Annotated in this window: 19 protein-coding genes; 10 read left to right on the top strand and 9 right to left on the bottom strand. The window is 63.4% G+C overall.

The window, feature by feature from the left end:
* The first annotated feature begins 2 nt into the window (after positions 1-2).
* Both VEC01_RS06130 and VEC01_RS06125 read left to right on the top strand, forming a co-directional pair.
* Positions 3-953 (top strand): glycosyltransferase family 4 protein, encoded by a 951-nt coding sequence (locus VEC01_RS06130; protein ID WP_324899785.1) that lies wholly within the window; start codon positions 3-5, stop codon positions 951-953.
* A gap of 44 nt (positions 954-997) precedes the next feature.
* Positions 998-1,495 (top strand): hypothetical protein, encoded by a 498-nt coding sequence (locus tag VEC01_RS06125; RefSeq protein WP_324899783.1) that lies wholly within the window; start codon positions 998-1,000, stop codon positions 1,493-1,495.
* A 126-nt stretch (positions 1,496-1,621) separates the two neighbouring features.
* On the opposite strand, the gene VEC01_RS06120 is transcribed toward VEC01_RS06125, so the two are convergent.
* The 4 genes from VEC01_RS06120 to VEC01_RS06105 form a co-directional block, all read right to left on the bottom strand.
* The gene (locus VEC01_RS06120) at positions 1,622-1,924 is read right to left on the bottom strand and encodes a PRC-barrel domain-containing protein (RefSeq protein ID WP_324899781.1); all 303 of its coding nucleotides are present in this window, start codon (positions 1,922-1,924) and stop codon (positions 1,622-1,624) included.
* A gap of 20 nt (positions 1,925-1,944) precedes the next feature.
* The gene (locus VEC01_RS06115) at positions 1,945-2,769 is read right to left on the bottom strand and encodes a hypothetical protein (protein ID WP_324899779.1); all 825 of its coding nucleotides are present in this window, start codon (positions 2,767-2,769) and stop codon (positions 1,945-1,947) included.
* Between the two features lie 195 nt (positions 2,770-2,964).
* Positions 2,965-3,753, bottom strand: a complete 789-nt coding sequence (locus VEC01_RS06110; protein ID WP_324899777.1) for a mechanosensitive ion channel family protein — start codon at positions 3,751-3,753, stop codon at positions 2,965-2,967.
* A gap of 85 nt (positions 3,754-3,838) precedes the next feature.
* Positions 3,839-4,339: a glycine zipper 2TM domain-containing protein gene (locus VEC01_RS06105; protein WP_324899775.1), complete on the bottom strand. Its 501-nt coding sequence runs from the start codon at positions 4,337-4,339 to the stop codon at positions 3,839-3,841.
* A gap of 390 nt (positions 4,340-4,729) precedes the next feature.
* On the opposite strand from VEC01_RS06105, the gene VEC01_RS06100 reads away from it, so the two are divergent.
* From VEC01_RS06100 to VEC01_RS06075, 6 genes are all read left to right on the top strand, one after another.
* Positions 4,730-6,016 (top strand): glycosyltransferase family 1 protein, encoded by a 1,287-nt coding sequence (locus tag VEC01_RS06100; RefSeq protein WP_324899773.1) that lies wholly within the window; start codon positions 4,730-4,732, stop codon positions 6,014-6,016.
* A 100-nt stretch (positions 6,017-6,116) separates the two neighbouring features.
* The gene (locus VEC01_RS06095) at positions 6,117-6,881 is read left to right on the top strand and encodes an SDR family oxidoreductase (RefSeq protein ID WP_324899771.1); all 765 of its coding nucleotides are present in this window, start codon (positions 6,117-6,119) and stop codon (positions 6,879-6,881) included.
* A 34-nt stretch (positions 6,882-6,915) separates the two neighbouring features.
* The gene (locus VEC01_RS06090; RefSeq protein ID WP_324899769.1) at positions 6,916-7,509 is read left to right on the top strand and encodes an HAD family hydrolase; all 594 of its coding nucleotides are present in this window, start codon (positions 6,916-6,918) and stop codon (positions 7,507-7,509) included.
* A complete protein-coding gene (gene waaF / locus VEC01_RS06085; RefSeq protein WP_324899768.1) occupies positions 7,506-8,615 on the top strand; it encodes a lipopolysaccharide heptosyltransferase II in 1,110 nt (369 codons plus the stop codon). The genes VEC01_RS06090 and waaF overlap by 4 nt, the downstream gene beginning before the upstream one ends.
* Before the next feature lie 180 nt (positions 8,616-8,795).
* Entirely contained in the window at positions 8,796-9,383 is a 588-nt protein-coding gene (locus VEC01_RS06080) for a hemerythrin domain-containing protein (RefSeq protein ID WP_324899766.1), read from the top strand.
* A 144-nt stretch (positions 9,384-9,527) separates the two neighbouring features.
* A complete protein-coding gene (locus tag VEC01_RS06075) occupies positions 9,528-10,151 on the top strand; it encodes a Ku protein (protein WP_324899764.1) in 624 nt (207 codons plus the stop codon).
* Positions 10,152-10,153: 2 nt separating this feature from the next.
* Here the strand turns inward: VEC01_RS06075 and VEC01_RS06070 are convergent, their stop codons facing one another.
* The 5 genes from VEC01_RS06070 to VEC01_RS06050 all read right to left on the bottom strand — a co-directional run bounded on the left by VEC01_RS06070 (position 10,154) and on the right by VEC01_RS06050 (position 16,445).
* Positions 10,154-12,121: a hypothetical protein gene (locus tag VEC01_RS06070; protein WP_324899762.1), complete on the bottom strand. Its 1,968-nt coding sequence runs from the start codon at positions 12,119-12,121 to the stop codon at positions 10,154-10,156.
* 130 nt (positions 12,122-12,251) lie between these two features.
* Positions 12,252-12,752: a DUF421 domain-containing protein gene (locus VEC01_RS06065; protein ID WP_324899761.1), complete on the bottom strand. Its 501-nt coding sequence runs from the start codon at positions 12,750-12,752 to the stop codon at positions 12,252-12,254.
* An 83-nt stretch (positions 12,753-12,835) separates the two neighbouring features.
* Complete coding sequence (locus tag VEC01_RS06060; RefSeq protein WP_324899852.1) at positions 12,836-13,261, bottom strand: PRC-barrel domain-containing protein; 426 nt, start codon at positions 13,259-13,261, stop codon at positions 12,836-12,838.
* 36 nt (positions 13,262-13,297) lie between these two features.
* On the bottom strand, positions 13,298-13,852 hold the full coding sequence (locus VEC01_RS06055) for a PRC-barrel domain-containing protein (RefSeq protein WP_324899759.1): 555 nt from the start codon (positions 13,850-13,852) through the stop codon (positions 13,298-13,300).
* A gap of 190 nt (positions 13,853-14,042) precedes the next feature.
* On the bottom strand, positions 14,043-16,445 hold the full coding sequence (locus tag VEC01_RS06050) for an FAD-dependent oxidoreductase (RefSeq protein WP_324899757.1): 2,403 nt from the start codon (positions 16,443-16,445) through the stop codon (positions 14,043-14,045).
* Between the two features lie 184 nt (positions 16,446-16,629).
* Between VEC01_RS06050 and VEC01_RS06045 the strand changes: the two genes are divergently transcribed.
* Positions 16,630-17,094, top strand: coding sequence for a hypothetical protein (locus VEC01_RS06045; protein ID WP_324899755.1), 465 nt, complete (start codon positions 16,630-16,632; stop codon positions 17,092-17,094).
* Between the two features lie 439 nt (positions 17,095-17,533).
* Positions 17,534-18,436, top strand: a complete 903-nt coding sequence (gene galU, locus VEC01_RS06040) for a UTP--glucose-1-phosphate uridylyltransferase GalU (RefSeq protein ID WP_324899753.1) — start codon at positions 17,534-17,536, stop codon at positions 18,434-18,436.
* Positions 18,437-18,646: the final 210 nt, after the last annotated feature.

Raw genomic sequence — 18,646 nt, 5'->3', positions numbered from 1 at the left:
ACATGCAGAAACGGCTGAAGATCCTCACCTGGCACACACATGGAAGCTACCTCTACTATCTGACCCAGGCCCCGCACGATTTCTACGTGCTGTCCAAGCCTGACCGCCCGCCGGGTTACGGCGGGCGCTGCGGCCACATCCCCTGGGGCGACAACGTGATCGACCTGCCTGTCAGCGAGGCCAGGGATGCGCAGTTCGACTGCATCCTGTTCCAGGACGACGACCAGTACCTGAAGGACCAGTACCTGTACCTGAGCGAAGCGCAGCGCCGCCTGCCGAAGATCTATCTCGAGCACGACCCGCCGCGCGAGCATCCCACCGACATGCCGCACCTGGTCGACGACCCTTCGGTGCTGCTGGTGCACGTGACGCATTTCAACGCGCTGATGTGGAACGCCGGGCGCACGCCGACCCGGGTGGTCGAGCACGGCGTGCTGGCGCCGAAGGACGTGTCCTACCGCGGCGACCTTGCGCGCGGGCTGGTGGTGATCAACAACATCAAGTCGCGCGGCCGCCGCCTTGGCGGCGACATCTTCGAGCGCGCACGGTCGCAGGTGCCGCTCGACCTGGTCGGCATGGGCGCGCTGGAAGCAGGCGGGATCGGCGAGATCGAACATGCGCACCTGCCCGCCTTTTCCGCGCAGTACCGCTTTTTCTTCAATCCGATCCGCTACACCAGCCTCGGGCTGGCGGTGATCGAAGCGATGATGATCGGCATGCCGATCGTGGCGCTGGCGACCACCGAAATGGCGACCGTTGTCCGCAACGGCGTGTCCGGCTATGCCGACACCGACGCCGGCAAGCTGATCGAGCGCATGCAGGAGCTGATTGCCGATCCGGCGCATGCCCGTCAGCTGGGCGAAGGCGCCCGGCGCTATGCGCGCGAGCGCTTCGGCATCGAGCGTTTCGCCGACGACTGGGACAAGACCTTCCGCTTCGTCACGCAGCTCTGACGCATCGCGCGTCCCTCTCTACAACAACAATCAGGAGCACTACCATGTCTCAAGCTGGAAGCTATTTCATCGACCGCCACGCGGCGGAAAAGGCGGTCGGGCTGGCGCTGCCGATGATCCATGAAGCGATGAAGCAAAAGGAAGTCGGCGAAAGCGGATTCCTGTACATCGTCATCATGGACCCGCTGCGCGGCCCTGCGGTTTCCTCCTTCGAGGAAGCGATCCTGTATGAATATTCGGTCGGCGACCGCTCGAAATGGGACGCCGATTATGCCGGCTTCGCCCGCGCGAAAGCGCGCGTTTCATGGCGCAACGGCATGGACGGGCATCTGGTGCAGGAACTGCGGCCGCACATGCTCGCGGCCGGCGATACCGTACTGTGGGGGAGCGTCGTGGTGGACGGCATCGTGGTGGCGGTGAGCGGCGCGAATCCCTGGTATGACGAGGCGTTTGCGGGAACGGTGGCGATGTGTTTGCGGGCGGTGGCGAAGGCGGGGGTGGTGCAGGCTCGTTCGAAAAATTTGTTCTTGCCTTTAAAGTAGCCGTTCCAGAATTTCTCTCCGGTGACCCAATACTGTTGTCGCTCCGTCGATGCTTGCCGGGACTGGCCCCGGCAAGCATCCTTGGAGAGCAAGCAGACTTGGGGCACCGGAGAGAAAAAAACCGGCTTAATACAAGGTATAAAAAACCAGCCTCCCCATCGCCGCATCAAAATACAACGCATGCCACGGAATCGACACCACCGCCGCATTGCGCTTGTGCGCCAGCACCACATAGCGCAACTGATGGGTGACGACGTCGACCATCAGGTAATCGACCGTCCCTATCTTCTCCCCGGTCGCCGTCACCACCGGGCAGCCGTAAAGCAGATCCGCAGTGCTCGAATCGCTTGCGGACAGGCGCGCAAAACGCGGCGCGCCCGCATTGGACCGGCTGGACCGGGTCCGGCTTCCGCCGATTGTGCGTTGCATGCGCGCCTCCTGCTCGTTGCTCAAGTTTGCGGGTTGCCGGACCAGCTGACACGGCGCGAACCCGCAGCGCCAAGCGCGCCGCCGCCGATGCCGATCGCCAGTGCCAGCGCAACCGCGAGGAATACCACCCAGGCGGCAGTGCCCGCCGTCTGGACTGCGTTGTCCGCCGTTTGCCGCCCTTGCTGGGATGCCGCCTCCGGCGATCCGGTGATGATCAGCGCCTGGTCGACCATCGCCGCCGCCCGCCCGGGCTCGATGCCGGTACGCGATGCCACGAGCTGGATCGCCTGCTCGCGCTGCCCGGTCCGCAGGAACTGCTGCAACTGCCGCAGCGATGCCGCGTCCAGGTTGCCGCCCTGGGAGCGCAGGATCGCTGCCAGCGGCGAGCTGCCGCCGCCCGCCGCGGACGCGCGCGCGAGCTGGCTCATGTTGTTGAACACGCCGCTCATCAGCGTGCCGCCGACCGAGGTCGCCAGCACCGCGAACATGATTGTCGTCACCGCCCAGGACACTGCGCCATGCAGAATGCCGTCCGCCTTGCGTTTCAGGCCTGACATCCGCGCCGCCACGTAGCCGCCGACGAAGGCGGCGACGAGCATGCTGACGCCGGCCCAGATCAATGGCCCGGTGCCCAAGCTCTCGCCCTCTGCCACGTCGGCGGAGGAGAGACCGGTCGCGATGCCCAGCAGGGTCAGCGCCAGCTGCACCGAAATGCCGACGGCGACGCCGGCAAGCACAGCGCCCCAGCGAATCGCGGGAAACATGGGCCGCCGTATGTTGTAATCCACGTTTTCGGCCTGGCGTAGCGAATCGCCGCGCGCAGGATGCGTTTCATTGATCGCCATGTTGCTTGCTCCTGAAATACACGGGAACATACGTGATGGGGCCGCAGGCGCGGCCTCGCTCCCTTTGGGTGAATGAAAAACGCAACATCCGTGCCTGCGCCGGGATGCCCGCCGTGCCCCAGTACCGGGCAAAGGACCGCGCCAACGGCCGCGCTCCTGGGTAAAGATTGCAATTGCGGTGGAAAAGACGTCCGCTCAGGATTGGGGCGCCACTTCTTCCACCGTATCGATCGCCGCTTTCATCCGCCGCAGGAACTCGCGCCGCACACGCCACTGCCGCGATGGCTGCACCTTGATGCGGCAGCGCAGCGCGACGCTTGCGTCCTCCAGCTTTTCAACACCGGCAAGGTCGATGTCCTCCAAAATGAGCGGGCCCACGACCGGATCGGCGCGCATTGTCCTGCCAATCTCTTCCATCCGCGCAAATACCCGGTCCAGGTCTTCCTGCCGCCGCACGTTGACGTCAATCACCGCGTACGCATAATCGCGGCTGCGGTTCGTGACCGTGGTAATCATGCCGTTGGGAATGAAATGCACGCTGCCGTCGTAGTCGCGGATGCGGATGTGCCGCAGCGTCACGCGCTCCACCAGTCCGCTCTTGCCGGCGGCCTCGATGACGTCCCCTTCGCTGACCTGGTTTTCAATCAGCAGGAACAGGCCGGTGAAGAAGTCTTTCACCAGGCTTTGCGCGCCGAAGCCGACGGCAATGCCGGCTACACCGGCGGTCGCAAGGATAGGCGTGATCGAAATGCCTATCGTGCCGAGCGTGAGCATGATTGCGACGCCGACGATCACGATGTTCGCGGTGTAGCGGAACACGTTCATCAGCGTCTCGATGCGGCGCGAATCGCGCAGCACGTCGACATGGTTGCGGATGCGCGTCTTGAGTGCCCGCAACAGGCGCCGGATCATCCATAGCGCCAGCAAGGCGAGCACCCAGACGAGCACGATGCGCAGCGACGGCAGCGCTGATTCCGCAAGCATGCGCCATTCGTTGCTGTCCAAATCGGGCCTCCCTAAACGCAAAGTGCAGGCACCATGGCCTGCACTTGCGCGGCTTCGACAATAATCAGCGGAAGCGTTCGACGATCACGCCGTTCTCCAGGCGGACCCGGTCGCCGACCTGCACGCCCGGCGCGGCTTCCTGCGCCAGAGTCTGCACGGCGCCGTTGTCCATGCGTACCGCTACCCGGTAGACCTGGCCGGAAGTGCCCGCGCCTTTCTCCATCTGGTGCCCGACGATTGCGCCGCCGGCTGCGCCCGCCACCGTGGCAGCCTTGCGTCCGGTGCCGCTGCCGACCTGGTTGCCGAGCACGCCGCCGACCACCGCGCCGGCAACCGTTCCCAGCCCCAGTCCCGCCGCCTGCTCGCGCGGGATCACGTCGATCGCCTGCACCACGCCGTAGCCGCTGGCGCTGCTGGTAGTCGAAGTCGTGGTGGGGATCGTGCTGGTGGTCGTCGTGACCGGCACCGATCCAGCCGAGGAGGTCGTGCGCTGCGGCGTGCCGCATGCCGTCAGAAGAATCACGGAAATACCGATGACAGACAGTTTGGTCTTATCAGTCCACATATTCATCTCCTTGTAAATGGCCTTTGTTATCCAGCAGGCTGCGTTCGGATGAGAGCTTGATGCGGATGGGAAAGCAGCGGACGCTGGCTCCGTTGGCGTGCCGATGCAGGTCCCGTGCCAGACGGACGCACTGCTTTCCATGCAGAAGGATCGCTCGCGCCGTTCGGCAATGTCGATGCCGCGAGCCGCGCGTTCTTACACTGCACCGGGGCAGTTTTTACATTGCACTGTAGTTGTTACCCGCCGCGACCGTTCACTTGCCGCACTGCTGTTGACGAATACGCAAGAGAGCGAAGCGCGGCGCGGATTTCCCGGACAACCATGACTAGGTACATGGTTTGCTTTGCATGCAAAGCAGCACTCCCGACAATTCCAAGAAACCAGACAATCATGCGAAAAATTGCCCTTATTAGCGAACACGCGTCGCCCCTGGCTCTGATCGGCAGCACCGACAGTGGCGGGCAAAACGTGTATGTCGCGCAGCTCGCCAAGCAATTGGCGCGCCTTGGCTACCTGGTCGATATCTTTACCCGGCGCGATTCGGAATTCCAGGAACAGGTAGTCGACTGGATGCCCGGCGTGCGCGTGGTACATGTGCCGGCCGGGCCCGCGCATTTCGTGCCGAAGGAGGCGATGCTGCCCTTCATGGAACAATTCGGCCGCTTCGTGATTCGATTTGCGCGACGGCAAAAATTGCCTTATGACCTGATGCACGCGAATTTCTTCATGTCGGGCATGGTGGCGCGGCAGGTACGCAAGACCCTGGGCATTCCTTTCGTAATGACCTTCCACGCGCTGGGCCGCGTGCGGCGGCTGAACCAGAAGCAGGCGGATGCCTTTCCCGATGTGCGGTTTGCGATAGAGGAACGGCTGATGCAGGAAGCCGACCGCATCATCGCCGAGTGTCCGCAGGACCAGTCCGACATGGAACAGTTGTACGGCGCGCCGAGCGACCGGATCGACATCGTGCCTTGCGGCTTCGACCCGGACGAATTCTGGCCGGTCACGCTCGATGCGCGCCAGCAACTCGGGCTCGGCCAGGATGAGTTCATCGTGCTGCAGCTCGGGCGCATGGTGCCGCGCAAGGGCGTCGACAACGTGATCCGCGCGATTGCGGTGCTGCGCAGCCAGCATCAGGTGCGCGCGCGCCTGCTGGTGGTCGGCGGCAATGCGGAAAAACCGGATCCGATCGCGACCCCGGAACTGGGCCGCCTCATGTCACTGGCGCAAGATCTGGGCGTGGCCGATGCGGTGACCTTCACCGGACAGCGGCGCCGCGCGCAGCTGCGGTATTACTACAGTGCCGCCAATGTGTTCGTCACCACGCCGTGGTACGAGCCTTTCGGCATCACGCCGGTCGAGGCGATGGCCTGCGGCACACCGGTGGTCGGCACCGCGGTCGGCGGCATCAAGACCACCGTGGTCGATGGCGAAACCGGCTATCTGGTGCCGCCGAACGACCCCGATGCGCTGGCCGAACGCCTCGCCTGGCTCTATCACCATCCGCATGTCGCCCAGCGCATGGGATGGGCGGGCATGCGCCGCGCCTACCAGCACTTCACCTGGCGCAATGTCGCCACCCATATCGCCAGCGTGTATGAAAGCGTGCTGGCGCCGGCGACCGTCTACGCGATGCCGCCGCTGGTCGCGTCGGGCGAACTGAGCCTGCGCAGTTGAGAACCCTGACGGCGATCGACGCGCGATCCCGGTTGCGTCAATGAACCGCGCGGCGTCGGCGCTTACGCTGATACGTAGTCCAACCTTTTACGGAGAGGGAATGAGCAAGGTAAACGTCTCGAGTTATGTCCCCAACCCGGCCGAAGCAGAACTCTTCGCCGGCAAGACCATCCTCGTCACTGGCGGCGCGAGCGGCCTGGGCGCGGCGCTGTGCCATGTACTGTCGTCCTGCGGTGCGAACATCGTCGTCGGCGACCTCAATCTCGACCGCGCGCAGACGGTGGCATCACTGCTCGATGCGTCGGCCGGAAAGATCCATGCAATCGGCTTCAATGTCGGCGACCCGGTCGCCGCGGAGCGCGCGATCGACGAAACGGTGGAACGCTTTGGCAAGATCGATGTGCTGGTCAACAATGCCGGCACCGACGTCACCTGCGCGATCGAAGAGCTTTCCTACGGCGACTGGGATCGCGTGATCCGCACCAATCTCTACGGCCCCTTCCTGCTGTCCAAGTTCGCCGCGCAGCACATGAAGAACGGCGGGCACATCGTCAACATCGCGTCCACCGCCGCCAAGCGCGCCTGGCCCAATGCCTCGGCCTATCATGCAAGCAAATGGGGACTGCTTGGCCTGTCGCATGCGTTGCATGCCGAGCTGCGCCCGCGCCACATCAAGGTAACCGCAGTGCTCGCCGGCGGCATGCGCACCCCCTTCCTGCTCGACCGCTTCCCGGATATCGACGTGGCCACGCTGCAGGATCCGGTCAATGTCGCAGTCGCGGTCAAGTCGGTGCTGCTGCTGCCGGAGCAGACCGTGATCCCGGAAGTCATGGTCCTGCCGATGCAGGAATCATCATGGCCGTGACCGCCCGCCGCGCGCGCTTCGAGCCGGGCCTGGCATGAAGCGTGCGGTCTTCCTCGACAAGGACGGCACGCTGGTCGAGAACGTGCCGTACAACGTCAATCCCGCGCTGCTGGAGCTGACATGGCAGGCCGGCCAGGGACTGCAGCTGCTCAGGCAGCTCGGCTATGCGCTGATCGTCGTGACCAACCAGGCTGGGGTGGCCAAGGGCCTGTTCACCGAGACTGCGCTCGGGCCGCTGCAGCACCGGCTCGCCGAAAGGCTGGCGCAGTACGGTGTGCTGCTCGACGGCTTCTACTACTGTCCGCACAGTCCGGACGGCATGGTCAGCCGTTATGCGATTGCCTGCACCTGCCGCAAGCCGATGCCGGGCATGCTGCTGCGCGCTGCGCATGAACACGGCATCGATCTGTCGCAGTCCTGGATGGTGGGCGACATCCTGAACGATGTCGAGGCCGGGCGGCGCGCCGGTTGCCGTACCGTCTTGATCAACAATGGCAACGAGACGGAATGGAAGATGTCTCCATTGCGCACGCCGCACTTCACCGCGCCCAATCTGTACGTTGCCGCGACGCTGATCGCCGGAGCGATGGATGAGCGTCTCGTCAGCAGCGAAGCGGCCGGCTCATGATCGACAACGCTTGGGCGCGGGCAAAGCGCATCCTCTGCATCCGGCTCGATTACATGGGCGACGTGCTGATGAGCACGCCGGCGATACGTGCGCTCCGGGAATCGATCCCCGGTTGCGAAATCACGCTGCTGACCTCCTCCAGCGGGGATTCCGTCGCCCGGCTGATACCCGAAATCGACGAAACCATCGTCTATGCGGCGCCCTGGCTCAAGAGCAGCGCGCCGCATCCGACCGGCGCCGACATGGAAATGATCCTGCGCCTGTCGCGGCTGCATTTCGACGCCGCCGTCATTTTTACCGTCTACAGCCAGAATCCGCTGCCGTCGGCGATGCTCTGCTACCTGGCGGGGATTCCGCTGCGGCTCGCGCATTGCCGCGAAAATCCCTACCAGCTGCTGACGCACTGGGTGCGCGAGACGGAACCGCAGGAGCAGGTAAGGCACGAGGTGCAGCGCCAGCTGGATCTGGTGGCGTCGGTCGGCGCCACCGCAGGGGACGAACGCCTGTCCCTGCGCGTGCCATCGGCGGCGACCGCGCGCGTCTGCGACCGCTTGCGTGCCGCCGACATCGACACCGGCCGGCCCTGGATCGCGCTGCATCCCGGCGCGACCGCATCATCGCGGCGCTATCCGCCGCAACAGTGGCGCGAGGTCGCACGGCAGCTGTCGGCGTCCCTCGGATGTCCGCTGGTGTTTACCGGCAGCGCCGACGAGGCGCCGCTGATCGAGGACATCTGCTGCGGCCTGCCCGACATCCATTCCTTTGCAGGCAAGCTCGACCTGCCGCAGCTGTCCGCATTGATTGCGCTGGCCCCGGTACTGATCTCGAACAACACTGGCCCCGTCCACATCGCCGCCGCAGTGGGCACACCGGTGGTCGACCTGTACGCACTCACCAATCCTCAGCATACCCCATGGAAAGTTCCGGCCCGGGTGCTCTATCACGACGTTTCCTGCCGTTACTGCTACAAGAGCGTCTGCCCGGAACGCCATCAGCATTGCCTGTCCCTGGTGCCGCCGGCAACAGTCGCCGCCGCCGCGCTTGAGCTTCTCGCCGGCGCCGGCATGGAGACACAACTCCCCCCGCTCCCGCCCCTGCGCCGCTAGCTGCAAGTTTTACACGGGCTTGCAAAAAGGAAGGCCGGCGCGCGGCGCCGGGCGGCTTGCGTACCGGCGTACCGTCGAATGCGATCGGGCAGCGCGCCGCCCGCGGCAGAGCCGCTCCGCTTGGCACAGAGCTTGCGAACCCGTCAGCACCGACCCCTGGCAACCTGATAGGAGAAGACAATGCCACGCAATGCGACTTCCAAGAGCAGCAGCAAGTCCTCATCACGCACCACGCGCCGCGCATCGACCAAAGGTTCGGAAACCGACGCGTTGCACATTCTTGCCGAAGATCACAAGAAAGTGATCGATCTTTTCGACGAGTTCGAAAAGATGAAGGAAAACGAAGAAACCGACGACGAAGCCAAGCAGATGCTGGTCGAGACCGCCTGTGCCGAACTCACCATCCACGCGCAAGTGGAGGAAGAGATCTTCTATCCGGCGGCGCGCGATGCGATCGACGACATGGACCTGCTCGACGAGGCGGAAGTGGAGCATGCGTCCGCGCGCCAGCTGATCAGCGAGCTCGCCGCGATGCAGCCGGACGACGACCTGTATGACGCGAAGTTCACGGTTCTGGGCGAATACGTGAAGCACCACATCCAGGAAGAGGAAAAGGAGCTGTTCCCGAAGCTGAAGAAGGCCGAACTCGACCTTGAGGAAATCGGGGAGGAAATCCGCGACCGCAAGATGGAGCTGCGTGAGGAGCTGGGCGTGGCTTCGGACGAGGACGACGACGACGACCCGGGCTCGCAGCGCAAGGTGCATTGACCTTGCCGGACGCGGAACAAGGGAGACACCCGCCGGACAGACGCTCACGCAGGCGGCGAACACCGGTCGCCGCCGCTTTCCCCCGTACCAGTGCCGCGCGCGCATCCTGCGCCGGCACATGCATCAATGAAAGAAAGGTATTTCGTGAACTTGCCCGACATGGAACCGCATGCAGAACATGCCACTTCCACACATGCGGTGGATATCCTCGCTTTCGTCGAGGCGCAGGAAATCCCTTCCGACTATTTTGAAACGCCCTACTACTACCTGGCGCCGGTCCCCGGCGGGGAAAACGTCTACGCCCTGCTGAGGGAAGCGCTGCGCGAGGCGGGAAAGATCGGCATCGCCTACGTGGTCATCCAGTCGCGCCAGCACCTCGCCGCGCTGATCCCGCACGGCCAGTCGCTGGTACTCAACACCCTGCGCTGGAGCACGCAGGACGGACTGTACGACGATGACGAGCCGGACGACGATGAGCTGAGCCCGTTTTCCGCGCGGCGCATGGCGCTATCGGCGCCCGCGTGCGAGCGGTACGACGATCTATTCGAAGCCCAGGCCATGGCGCTGGCGGAGCAGAACATGAAGACCAAGAAAAGCAGCGAGCGCATCATCGTCGAGGAACTCGAAGGCCTGCTTGAGGACGACGACCTGATCGACGATGATGTGCTCGCTGCCGTATTAAGCAGGCGCGTGCACCAGCCGGACGGTAATGCGATACGCCGCAGCCATCCGGCCTGCTGGCATGCGCGCGGTCGCCGCCGCAGCTAGAGCTAGCGTTTCACATGCCGCCCGCGCGGCAGATTGCGTATCATGTCCTGCATCAGTGGCGGCAGCGGCGCTTCGGTAACGTGGCGGTTTGCGTGCAGATGGTTCATCGGATTCACACGCGGCGCCGGCGGCTCGCCGGAAAGCGAACGGCCGGAACTGCTGCCCGAGAAATTGCGTGCGAACGGCAAGCGCAGGTTTCCCCATTCATTGTAGTCCCGCAGCACCGAGCGGCTGCTGCCGTCGAGAGTGTTGATGTTGCGGCCGAAGACGCCGGCGGTCAGGCGGCCGTTGTTGTCCCAGTCGGCGTATGCGCCGCCCGTGCTGCCGCGTCCGATATTGTCCAGTTCCGACAGGCGCGACTCGTCGAGGTCGGCGCCCTGACCGTCCGAATAGCTCATCAGGAAGCCGTCGCCGCAGGGCGAATTTTCCACCAGCCCGCAGTAGCTCACGCCTTTCAGCCCGTACGCGAGATAGTAGCGGTCGGCCGCATGGATGCTGGACGGCGTCTCGCTAAGCCCGGCGAACTGGTACATGTAGTTCATGATGCTGTAGTGGTTGGGCTTGTAGTTGACTTCCTCATTGCCGCCGTGCTGCAAGCCGAGGTTGTGCCCGAACTCATGCATCAGCGTGCTGGCCTGCATATTGATCAGCATGTTCAGTCCGATTTCCGAGTCGATCAGGAAGCCGTAGCCGCCGAGCGCGATGATCATGTCGTTGCCCAGAATTTCGGAGATGCCGGACGGACCGGCGCCGCCGTTGGTATTGAGCGAATTGGCAAACAACGCGTAGTGGAAGACCAGCCTGCGCCGGACATCGAAATTGGCGTGCTTGACTGACTGGAAGGACGTGCAGCCGGCGCGCGCGCCGGCGCCGGCGGTCGAGGTGTCGAGCTCGACGCAAGCCGAGAACGGCACGCGGTTGCCGCCACCGAGGTTGTAGGCGGCGGGGCTGAATTCGGCTCCATACAGCTTGCCCGCATCGATATGCAGCGCGATTCCCTTCGCGGCAAATGCAGCCTCCAGCTTCTGCAGCGCTTCCCGGCGCGGCGTGGTTGCCACGTCGTTGCCGTCCATGTAATCGATTTCCACGAAAATGTCGCGCCGTCCCCGGCGCGCGCCCATCGCGTACAGGTCCAGGCCGGCATAGGTGCCGCCGCTGAACTTGGCGCTGTCCGGTATGCCGTCGCGGTCGGAATCGACGATACCCGGCGGCACATCGTTCTTGCCCGCCGGCGTGGCAAAGTTCACCAGCGACCAGTCGGCCGCGGCATTGGTGTCGGCCATGCCGCCCATCGCCAGGCGAACGATCGACTTGCCATGTTCCTCGGGGCCGGATGGCAGCGCCGCGACGCTCGCCCCGTTCCACGTGCCGCCACTCGTGGGTGCGGCGGTGGAGGTGCCGAATCGGACGAAGTCCGCCGTCGCGCCGCCGCTGACCAGTTCCAGCGAGCCGCTGCCGTTCCAGAATGGCACGCTGGAACCGCTGCGCACATACTTGATCTGCGCATTGTCCTGCAATTGCAGCGAGGTCTTTCCGGCAATGACCAGGTAGGCGCCGGGCGGCAGTGCCACGGCCGGCAGCGTGAAGGTCGCCGGCTCATAGGACGTGCTGCCGCTGTCGAGGTCGATGGAGGAGCTGCGCAAGGTATAGCGCGACAGCTCGACCGTGTCGGCGGTCGGGTTGTACAGTTCCAGCCAGGCGACATCATTGCTGTAGTAGCTGGTGGAGACCTCCGAGATGAGGAGCGTCGTGCCGCCGCCGGCTGCCTGCAGGCTTGTGGGCGGGGGTGCCGAAGCGACCGGCGACGCGAGGCTGGCGGGGGGCGCGCCCGCGTCCGGCGTACTGCCGGCAGCCGGCGCCGCGGCCGGCGTGCCGCCGCCGCCGCACGACGAAATGCTGAACGCGGCCGCCAGACCGCACGCTGCCTTAAGTAATTGTCCTGCTCGTAACGAGCCTGTCCGTCGCGCCATGTCCTTGTCCGGAATCCCTTGGAATTCCTAAGGACAACTGTATTGGCGGAAAGTTTTCCGGGCGGAAAAATAAAGCGCTGCTAATGCTGGGTTTCAGGCAACTTCTTGCCCCGATGACCAGAAAATTCGATCAATCTTGTGTCCTGATCACGCTGATCTGCCCGTCTGGTTCGATGAAGGCTTCCTTGACCTGGTCGAGCCTGTCGACCCCGGCCTGCCGCAGCTTGGTCCACAGCTCATCGTCGGTGATCAATTCTTTACGCATGTTCCGGTGCAGCATGCGCCCTTGCCAGATCAGGCGGATCGGCCCAGGCTCCGCAAAGCGGCGGAAGCTGGGGTAGCGAAAACTCAGCCAGTCAAGCAGAAAGTTCCATCCGACGAGTGTTGCGACCAATATCATGCCTTCGGTCACGCTGGTGTATTCGCCGGACATGCCGTTCTGCGCCGCGTCGGCCACGATCACCAGCACCAGCACGTCGGCAATGCCGACCGCTCCTACATCGCGTCGGATCACAAAGCGGAAGATGAGAAACAGGAACCAGTACATCGCCGTGCCGCGCACGAAGATTTCCGCGAGCGGCAGGCTCAAGCCGAACAGTTCATCCCAATCCAGCGATAGCAGATTTTCCATGTTGTTTTTCCTGTCGCAAAAAAAAAGCGCCCTTCGGGCGCATTTCGGCACAAACCATCATGGCAATACCGTTCATGCGCCCGCTAGCTGGAGGGCGGCGAACGCCGGTAGAAGGAATGCTGGTCGTCGGTCCAGCCGGGGTCGGGCATCGATGGCCAGTGACTCTTGTCGAACCCCTGTGCACGCGCAAGTCGTTCCCGGTCGATATCGAGGATGAAGCATTCACGCTGCGCATCGAGCGTCAGGGCGCTCCATGGAATCGCGAACAGCTTGTTGCCGAGGCCGAGCACGCCGCCGAAGGACAACACAGCGTAGGCGATGCGGCCGCTGGGCACATCGATCATGATGTCCTGGATCTCGCCGAGGTTTTCCCCTTGCGGATTGAGCACGGTCTCGCCCTGCAGCGTGGCTGCCGCCATGACCTGTGGTCCCGGTCCGGAGAAGTTCGGGCTGTCGCCGACGATGCGCGCGCCGCCCGCAGGATTGCGGCCTGATGCATCCTGACTCATCATCGTCCTCCTTGTTCTCGTTGCCGCCGCATCCGGTCAGCGCCCGCTGCTTGCGGCAGCGCCGTCTGCCTTCGGGTTGCTCGCTCCGGAAACACCGGAAGAAAGCCGGTTGGTGTCGGCTGTGCCACGCCCGACCATCCGACCCCAGTAGCGTTCGACCTCGGCATGCCATGCCTGGTCCGCCAAGTCCGGCCATTGCCTCTTGTCAAAACCCGGAGCCTGGCTGATGGTCTCCCGGTCGGCCCGAAGAATGTAATGGCTGCCGTCGTCACCCGGCTCCAGCGCCGTCCACGGCACCGGGTGGAATTTGTTGCCGGTACTGGTGACGCCGCCGAAGCTCAATGCGGCGTACGCGATTTCGCCGCGCCGCGCGTCAAGGATCAGGTCCTTGATCTGGCCGATCTTGCGGCCGCTCGCGTCGCGCACATTGCTGCCGATGATCTGGCTGCCCCGGTAGAGCCGCAGCTGCTGCTGGCTGGCTGCCGGGGCAGCGGCCGCGGCGCTCGTTGCAGGCGCGGGCTGCGCGCCGGCGTGGATGGAATGGAATACGGTGAAGGAGGCGACCAGCGCCCATGCCGTCAGTCTGGTCATTGCAATTCCTGATTCGCAAGGATGACAGATGACAGGGAAGGAGCAAGTGACATGCCAAGGTGCAGCACGACGGCGGAGGGCTTGCCTGCCAGCTTCTGCTGCGATGAGAAGAAAGCGGCAGGAATGCGGGGCGCCGCCGATGTCGGCGGCGCCCTGGTACGTCATCTGAAGCCGGCGGAACGGCGGCTTGCTACTCCACCGCCACCGCCCTCTTCTTTTCCATCCACTTCACAGCCTCGGCCGCCTTCTTGCCAGCGATGAAGGCGTGGTCGGAGTTGTAGTACTCCCATTCGCTGTAGCGGCCGGCCAGGATGATGTCATGCATCGCCAGCCAGGACTTGATCGTTTCGACGTTCTTCGCGCGCGCATGGTCGTACACCACATAGGCATACGGCATGTCGATTTCATTGGCGGCGATGATCTTGTCGTCCTCCCGGAACATGCCGACCTTGATGCAATCCTGGATGCAGCGATCGATCAGCTCCTGTCCGCTTACCGGCAAGGGTTTCCAGGTCGGCGAATACGTGATTTCACAGGTGATGCCGAAGCCGCCGGGCGGATTGCACTCCGGGCTCGCATTGCCCTGCACGAAGATGCGGTGGAAGATGGTGTCTTCCGGATAGTAGATCCAGTGCTTGTCGGTGATGTTCTCGCGCGCCACGCCGAGGTTCACGCAACGCACGGAGATGTGCTTGAGTCCCCTTGCCGCCTGCTTCACCTCGTCCGGCGCTTCTTCGCCGATCATCTTCACCAGCTCCGGCAGCGGCATGGTGCTGATCAGGTTGTCGTACTGGTAGCGGCGGCCGTCGCGCAGCGTGACGGTGCGCTGCTTCGGCGAGATATGCGACACGTCGGCATTGAGCTCGATGGTGCCTTTGATATGGGGGACGAAGCCGGAAACCAGCGCCTGGAAGCCGCCGCGCAGCGGGTAGCCGAAGCGCGCGTTCGGCCCCATCGGCTTGCCCACCGGCTGCAGCGCACCGTCGATGATTTCCTCGAGATCCGGCAGCGGAACGCGGCCGCCGAGCCAGGAGGTTTCCATTTCCGTCAGCGGCACTGCCCACAGCTTGCGGTTGTACGGAATGGCGAAATGCTTGGCGATGCCCGCGCCCCAGACCTGGTAAATGAACTCCTCGAAATTGGCCGGGCCGCGCTTTTCCAGCGCCGCCACCTTCGACCCCGGCAGCGCCACGCCGCCGTCGGCACAACAGTCGTTGGCGCGCGCCGTTGACGGCGCGGTCTGTCCCTGCTTGCCGACGCTGCCGAAGCGCGCTTCGACGGCGCCGATGATGCATTCCTTGATCACTTCAGGCGGCAATCCGTACAGTGCGCCCTGGAAGGGGTAGCGGGTATAGACATTCTTGCTGTAGACCCAGGCCTCGCGGTTCTGCCAATGCACGTTGGAGCCCAGCAGCAGTTCATACAGCTCCAGCACGTACGGATCGTTGGAGAACATGATGTGGCCGGCGTAATCGAAGGTGAAACCGTTGTCCTTGATCGAGCGGCACCATCCGCCCACCATCGAGTTTTTCTCGAGCAGGACCGCATCGTGCCCGAGATGGTAGGCGGCGGACAGGCCGGTGGGGCCGGCGCCGATGATGCCCGTCTTGATGAAACGCACCGCGTCATGCTGGCGCAGGCGGTTCACATTGGCCGTGGCTTCGCTGCTTTCCTGGGCCGGGTCCCGTCCGGCCTGCCGGCGCGGCGTGGACTGCAGCAGCGTGTGCATTTTTTCCACCGTCGAATCCCAGGACGTGGAGGCCAGCACCTTGCGCATCTTCTGCACCTTCGTCGCGTGCTCCTCGGGCGAGGCCAGCAGCGCCGCTTCGCACGCGGCGATGAAGGCAGGCGCGTCGGCGGCGATGCTCACGATGTCGCTGTAGGCCTCGGCGACATCCGCCACCGGCGTACTCACGATCGGCAATTCTGCCGCCATGTATTCGAGCGTCTTGGTCGGGCTGATGAAGCGCGTCGCATCGTTCAGGGCAAACGGCAACAGGCAGACATCCCAGCCTGCGAGGAACTGCGGCAGCGATTCATACGGGTGCTGCCCCAGGTAATGAATGTTGGGGCGCTTGGGCAGGGATTCCGGATCGATCTTCACCACCGGCCCGACCAGCACGATCTGCCATTGCGCGTGCGCGTCGGCGACCTTCTCGATCAAGCCGGCGTCGAAGCGCTCGTCAATGACACCGTAGAAACCCAGGCGCGGCCCGGGTATGTCCTTGTGCGTCGGATGGGAATTGGCGCGGTCGAGCGCCTGCACGAAATGGGAGGCGTCGACGCTGCTCGGAAAGCAGTGGACGTTAGGATGCCGCTCGCGCTTGGCGCGGTACAGGCTTTGTCCTCCGGTGAAAACGAGGTCGGCCACCTTCAGCAATGCGCTTTCACGCTGCAGCAACTGCTTCGGTGCATTCTTGAACGAGGCCAGTTCATCCATGCAGTCGTACACCACCAGGCGCGGACGCAGCTCGTTGAGCAGCGGCAGTGCCATTGGCGTGTAGAACCAGGCGATGTGATCGTCATAGTCGCGCACCACCTGGCGCAGCAGTTTCTGCAGGTGCGGCAGATGATCGTCGTGGAATCCCGGCATGTTTACCGGAGTATGCGGCTGGCAGACGAGGACGTTGGGCGCGGGAGAATAGGTTTTGAAAAAGGTTTGCTCTTCGTGGTGCACCGGTTCTTCGACAAACACGATGGGATGATGCGCTGCCAGGCGCGACAATAGGTGTTGAGGCCGCTGAAATACGAAATCCCAACGTAGATGTGAAAACACAATGATTGCTGAAGCCATGCTATCTCCTTGCCGTGACGGCGTGTTAGGTGTTCAAAAAACAGGTTTCGTACCACTTCCAGGCGAGGTGCAGCGTCTCGTTGCCGTGTCGGAAATGCCGTGCACCGACAAGCACGCGCTCTCCGAGCCGGTTCGTATTTGGAAGTGTGTGTTCAACCGGCATCGTCATTTCGTATTTGCGGGACAGGATCAACAGAGGGAACGCGCTGCCGTGACCGCCTGTCCGTTCCCATCCAAGCAGGAATGCATTTCGACTGCACCGCAGGACTGGCCGGTCTGGCGCCGTGCCTTTGCATGCGGTAAACGCATTACGTCATGCAGACGCAAGAGCTATGCCGAGTGCGGCAGTGCATCACAAGCATCCGCTCTGCTGGCGGAAGCACCAGCCGCATTCGCAGGTTGCCGCGGGTGCGCAGGGAAAATTCCATGGACGGCGGCAATGAAATGAAATGAACGTTCCGAGGCATGGATAGGATTCGATAGGAATGAATTGCGGCGGCGCACATACGTGCGCCTTCCGGATTGGGTCTGGCGAACAATTCGCTTCCACTATAGGGACCGCCGGAAATGCAGCGATGATCTTGCTCAATCACGCGCCGTGCCGAATACATGCGCGCGCAATGATGCTGCGCTTGCCCGGATCTCCCGTTCCGGCCCAACGGCGCACTCGCAGTTGCGCTGCTCTTTCTCGGAGGATCGGTACATTTCCTGCTTACCGATGTCCGCGCCGTAGCAACGAGGTCCGGAGATGCCCGCAGTTGCCATGCATCCGCATGAAGCCGCTGCATGCGCTGGCCTGTTAGATGTAAAAATGGCAAAACCGGTGTAATCGTTACGCATATGCTCGGCGGCTCGATTGCTCAACCATGAACCGAAGAGAGACGACAATGACCAAGATTCGCAAAGCAGTGTTTCCCGTCGCCGGTCTAGGCACCCGTTTTCTACCCGTTACGAAGGCGTCGCCGAAAGAAATGCTGCCGATCGTCGACAAGCCCCTTATTCAATACGCCGTCGAGGAAGCCGCTGCCGCAGGAATTACCGAAATGATTTTCGTGACCGGACGCGGCAAGCGTTCTATCGAAGACCATTTCGACAAAGCCTACGAGCTGGAGTCCGAACTTGCAGCGCACGGCAAGGTGAAGCTCCTCAAGGAAATCCAGAGCCTGCTCCCGGAAAACCTGCACTATTCTTATGTGCGGCAAAGCGAGGCCCGCGGCCTCGGGCATGCCGTGATGTGCGCGCGCCCGCTGGTGGGCGACGAACCGTTCGCTGTGGTGCTGGCCGACGACCTGATCGACGCCGACGTGCCGGTTCTGCGCCAGATGATCGACCTGTACGACCAGCACGGCAGTTCGGTCATCGGCGTGCAGAACGTTCCGCTTGAGCAGACGCATCAGTACGGCATCGTCAAGCCGGAGTCGATGGGCGTGCGCATCCACCGCGTTGGCAGCATCGTCGAAAAGCCGCAGCCGGAAAATGCGCCCTCCACGCTCGGCGTGGTCGGCCGCTATATCTTCACGCCGGACATCTTCGAGTTCCTCGAGAGCGTCAAGCCAGGCACCGGGGGCGAAATCCAGCTCACCGACGCAGTTGCCGACATGCTGGAACGCCATCCGGTGCTCGCCTACGAGTTCAAGGGCCGGCGTTATGACTGCGGCTCCAAGATCGGCTACCTGGAAGCGATGGTGGTTTATGCGCTGCGCCACCCGGCAGTGGCGCAGGAGTTCGGTGACTTCCTTTCGCAACTGAAAATCGATGGGCTGGCGCAGCGTATTGGCAAGAGCGCCTGAGAGGGCAAGCACCGAGAAATAAGCGCAGGCGCGGAGCCCGCCCGACAAGGTGACGGCGGGCTCCGGTACAGGTAGCAGCGGAACGTGCAGCCCGACGCACCTGCCTTGCACATGCAACCGGAGCCGAAGAGCAATGTGTTTCATCCCCGTCTTTGCCTCACATCAAACCCGACGTGCCTCGCATCTGCGCTGCCGGCAATGCGGCACCTT

This window comes from Noviherbaspirillum sp. (genome assembly GCF_035627455.1).
GTDB lineage: Bacteria > Pseudomonadota > Gammaproteobacteria > Burkholderiales > Burkholderiaceae_D > Noviherbaspirillum.
This window is presented reverse-complemented; position numbering and strand designations above follow the sequence as displayed.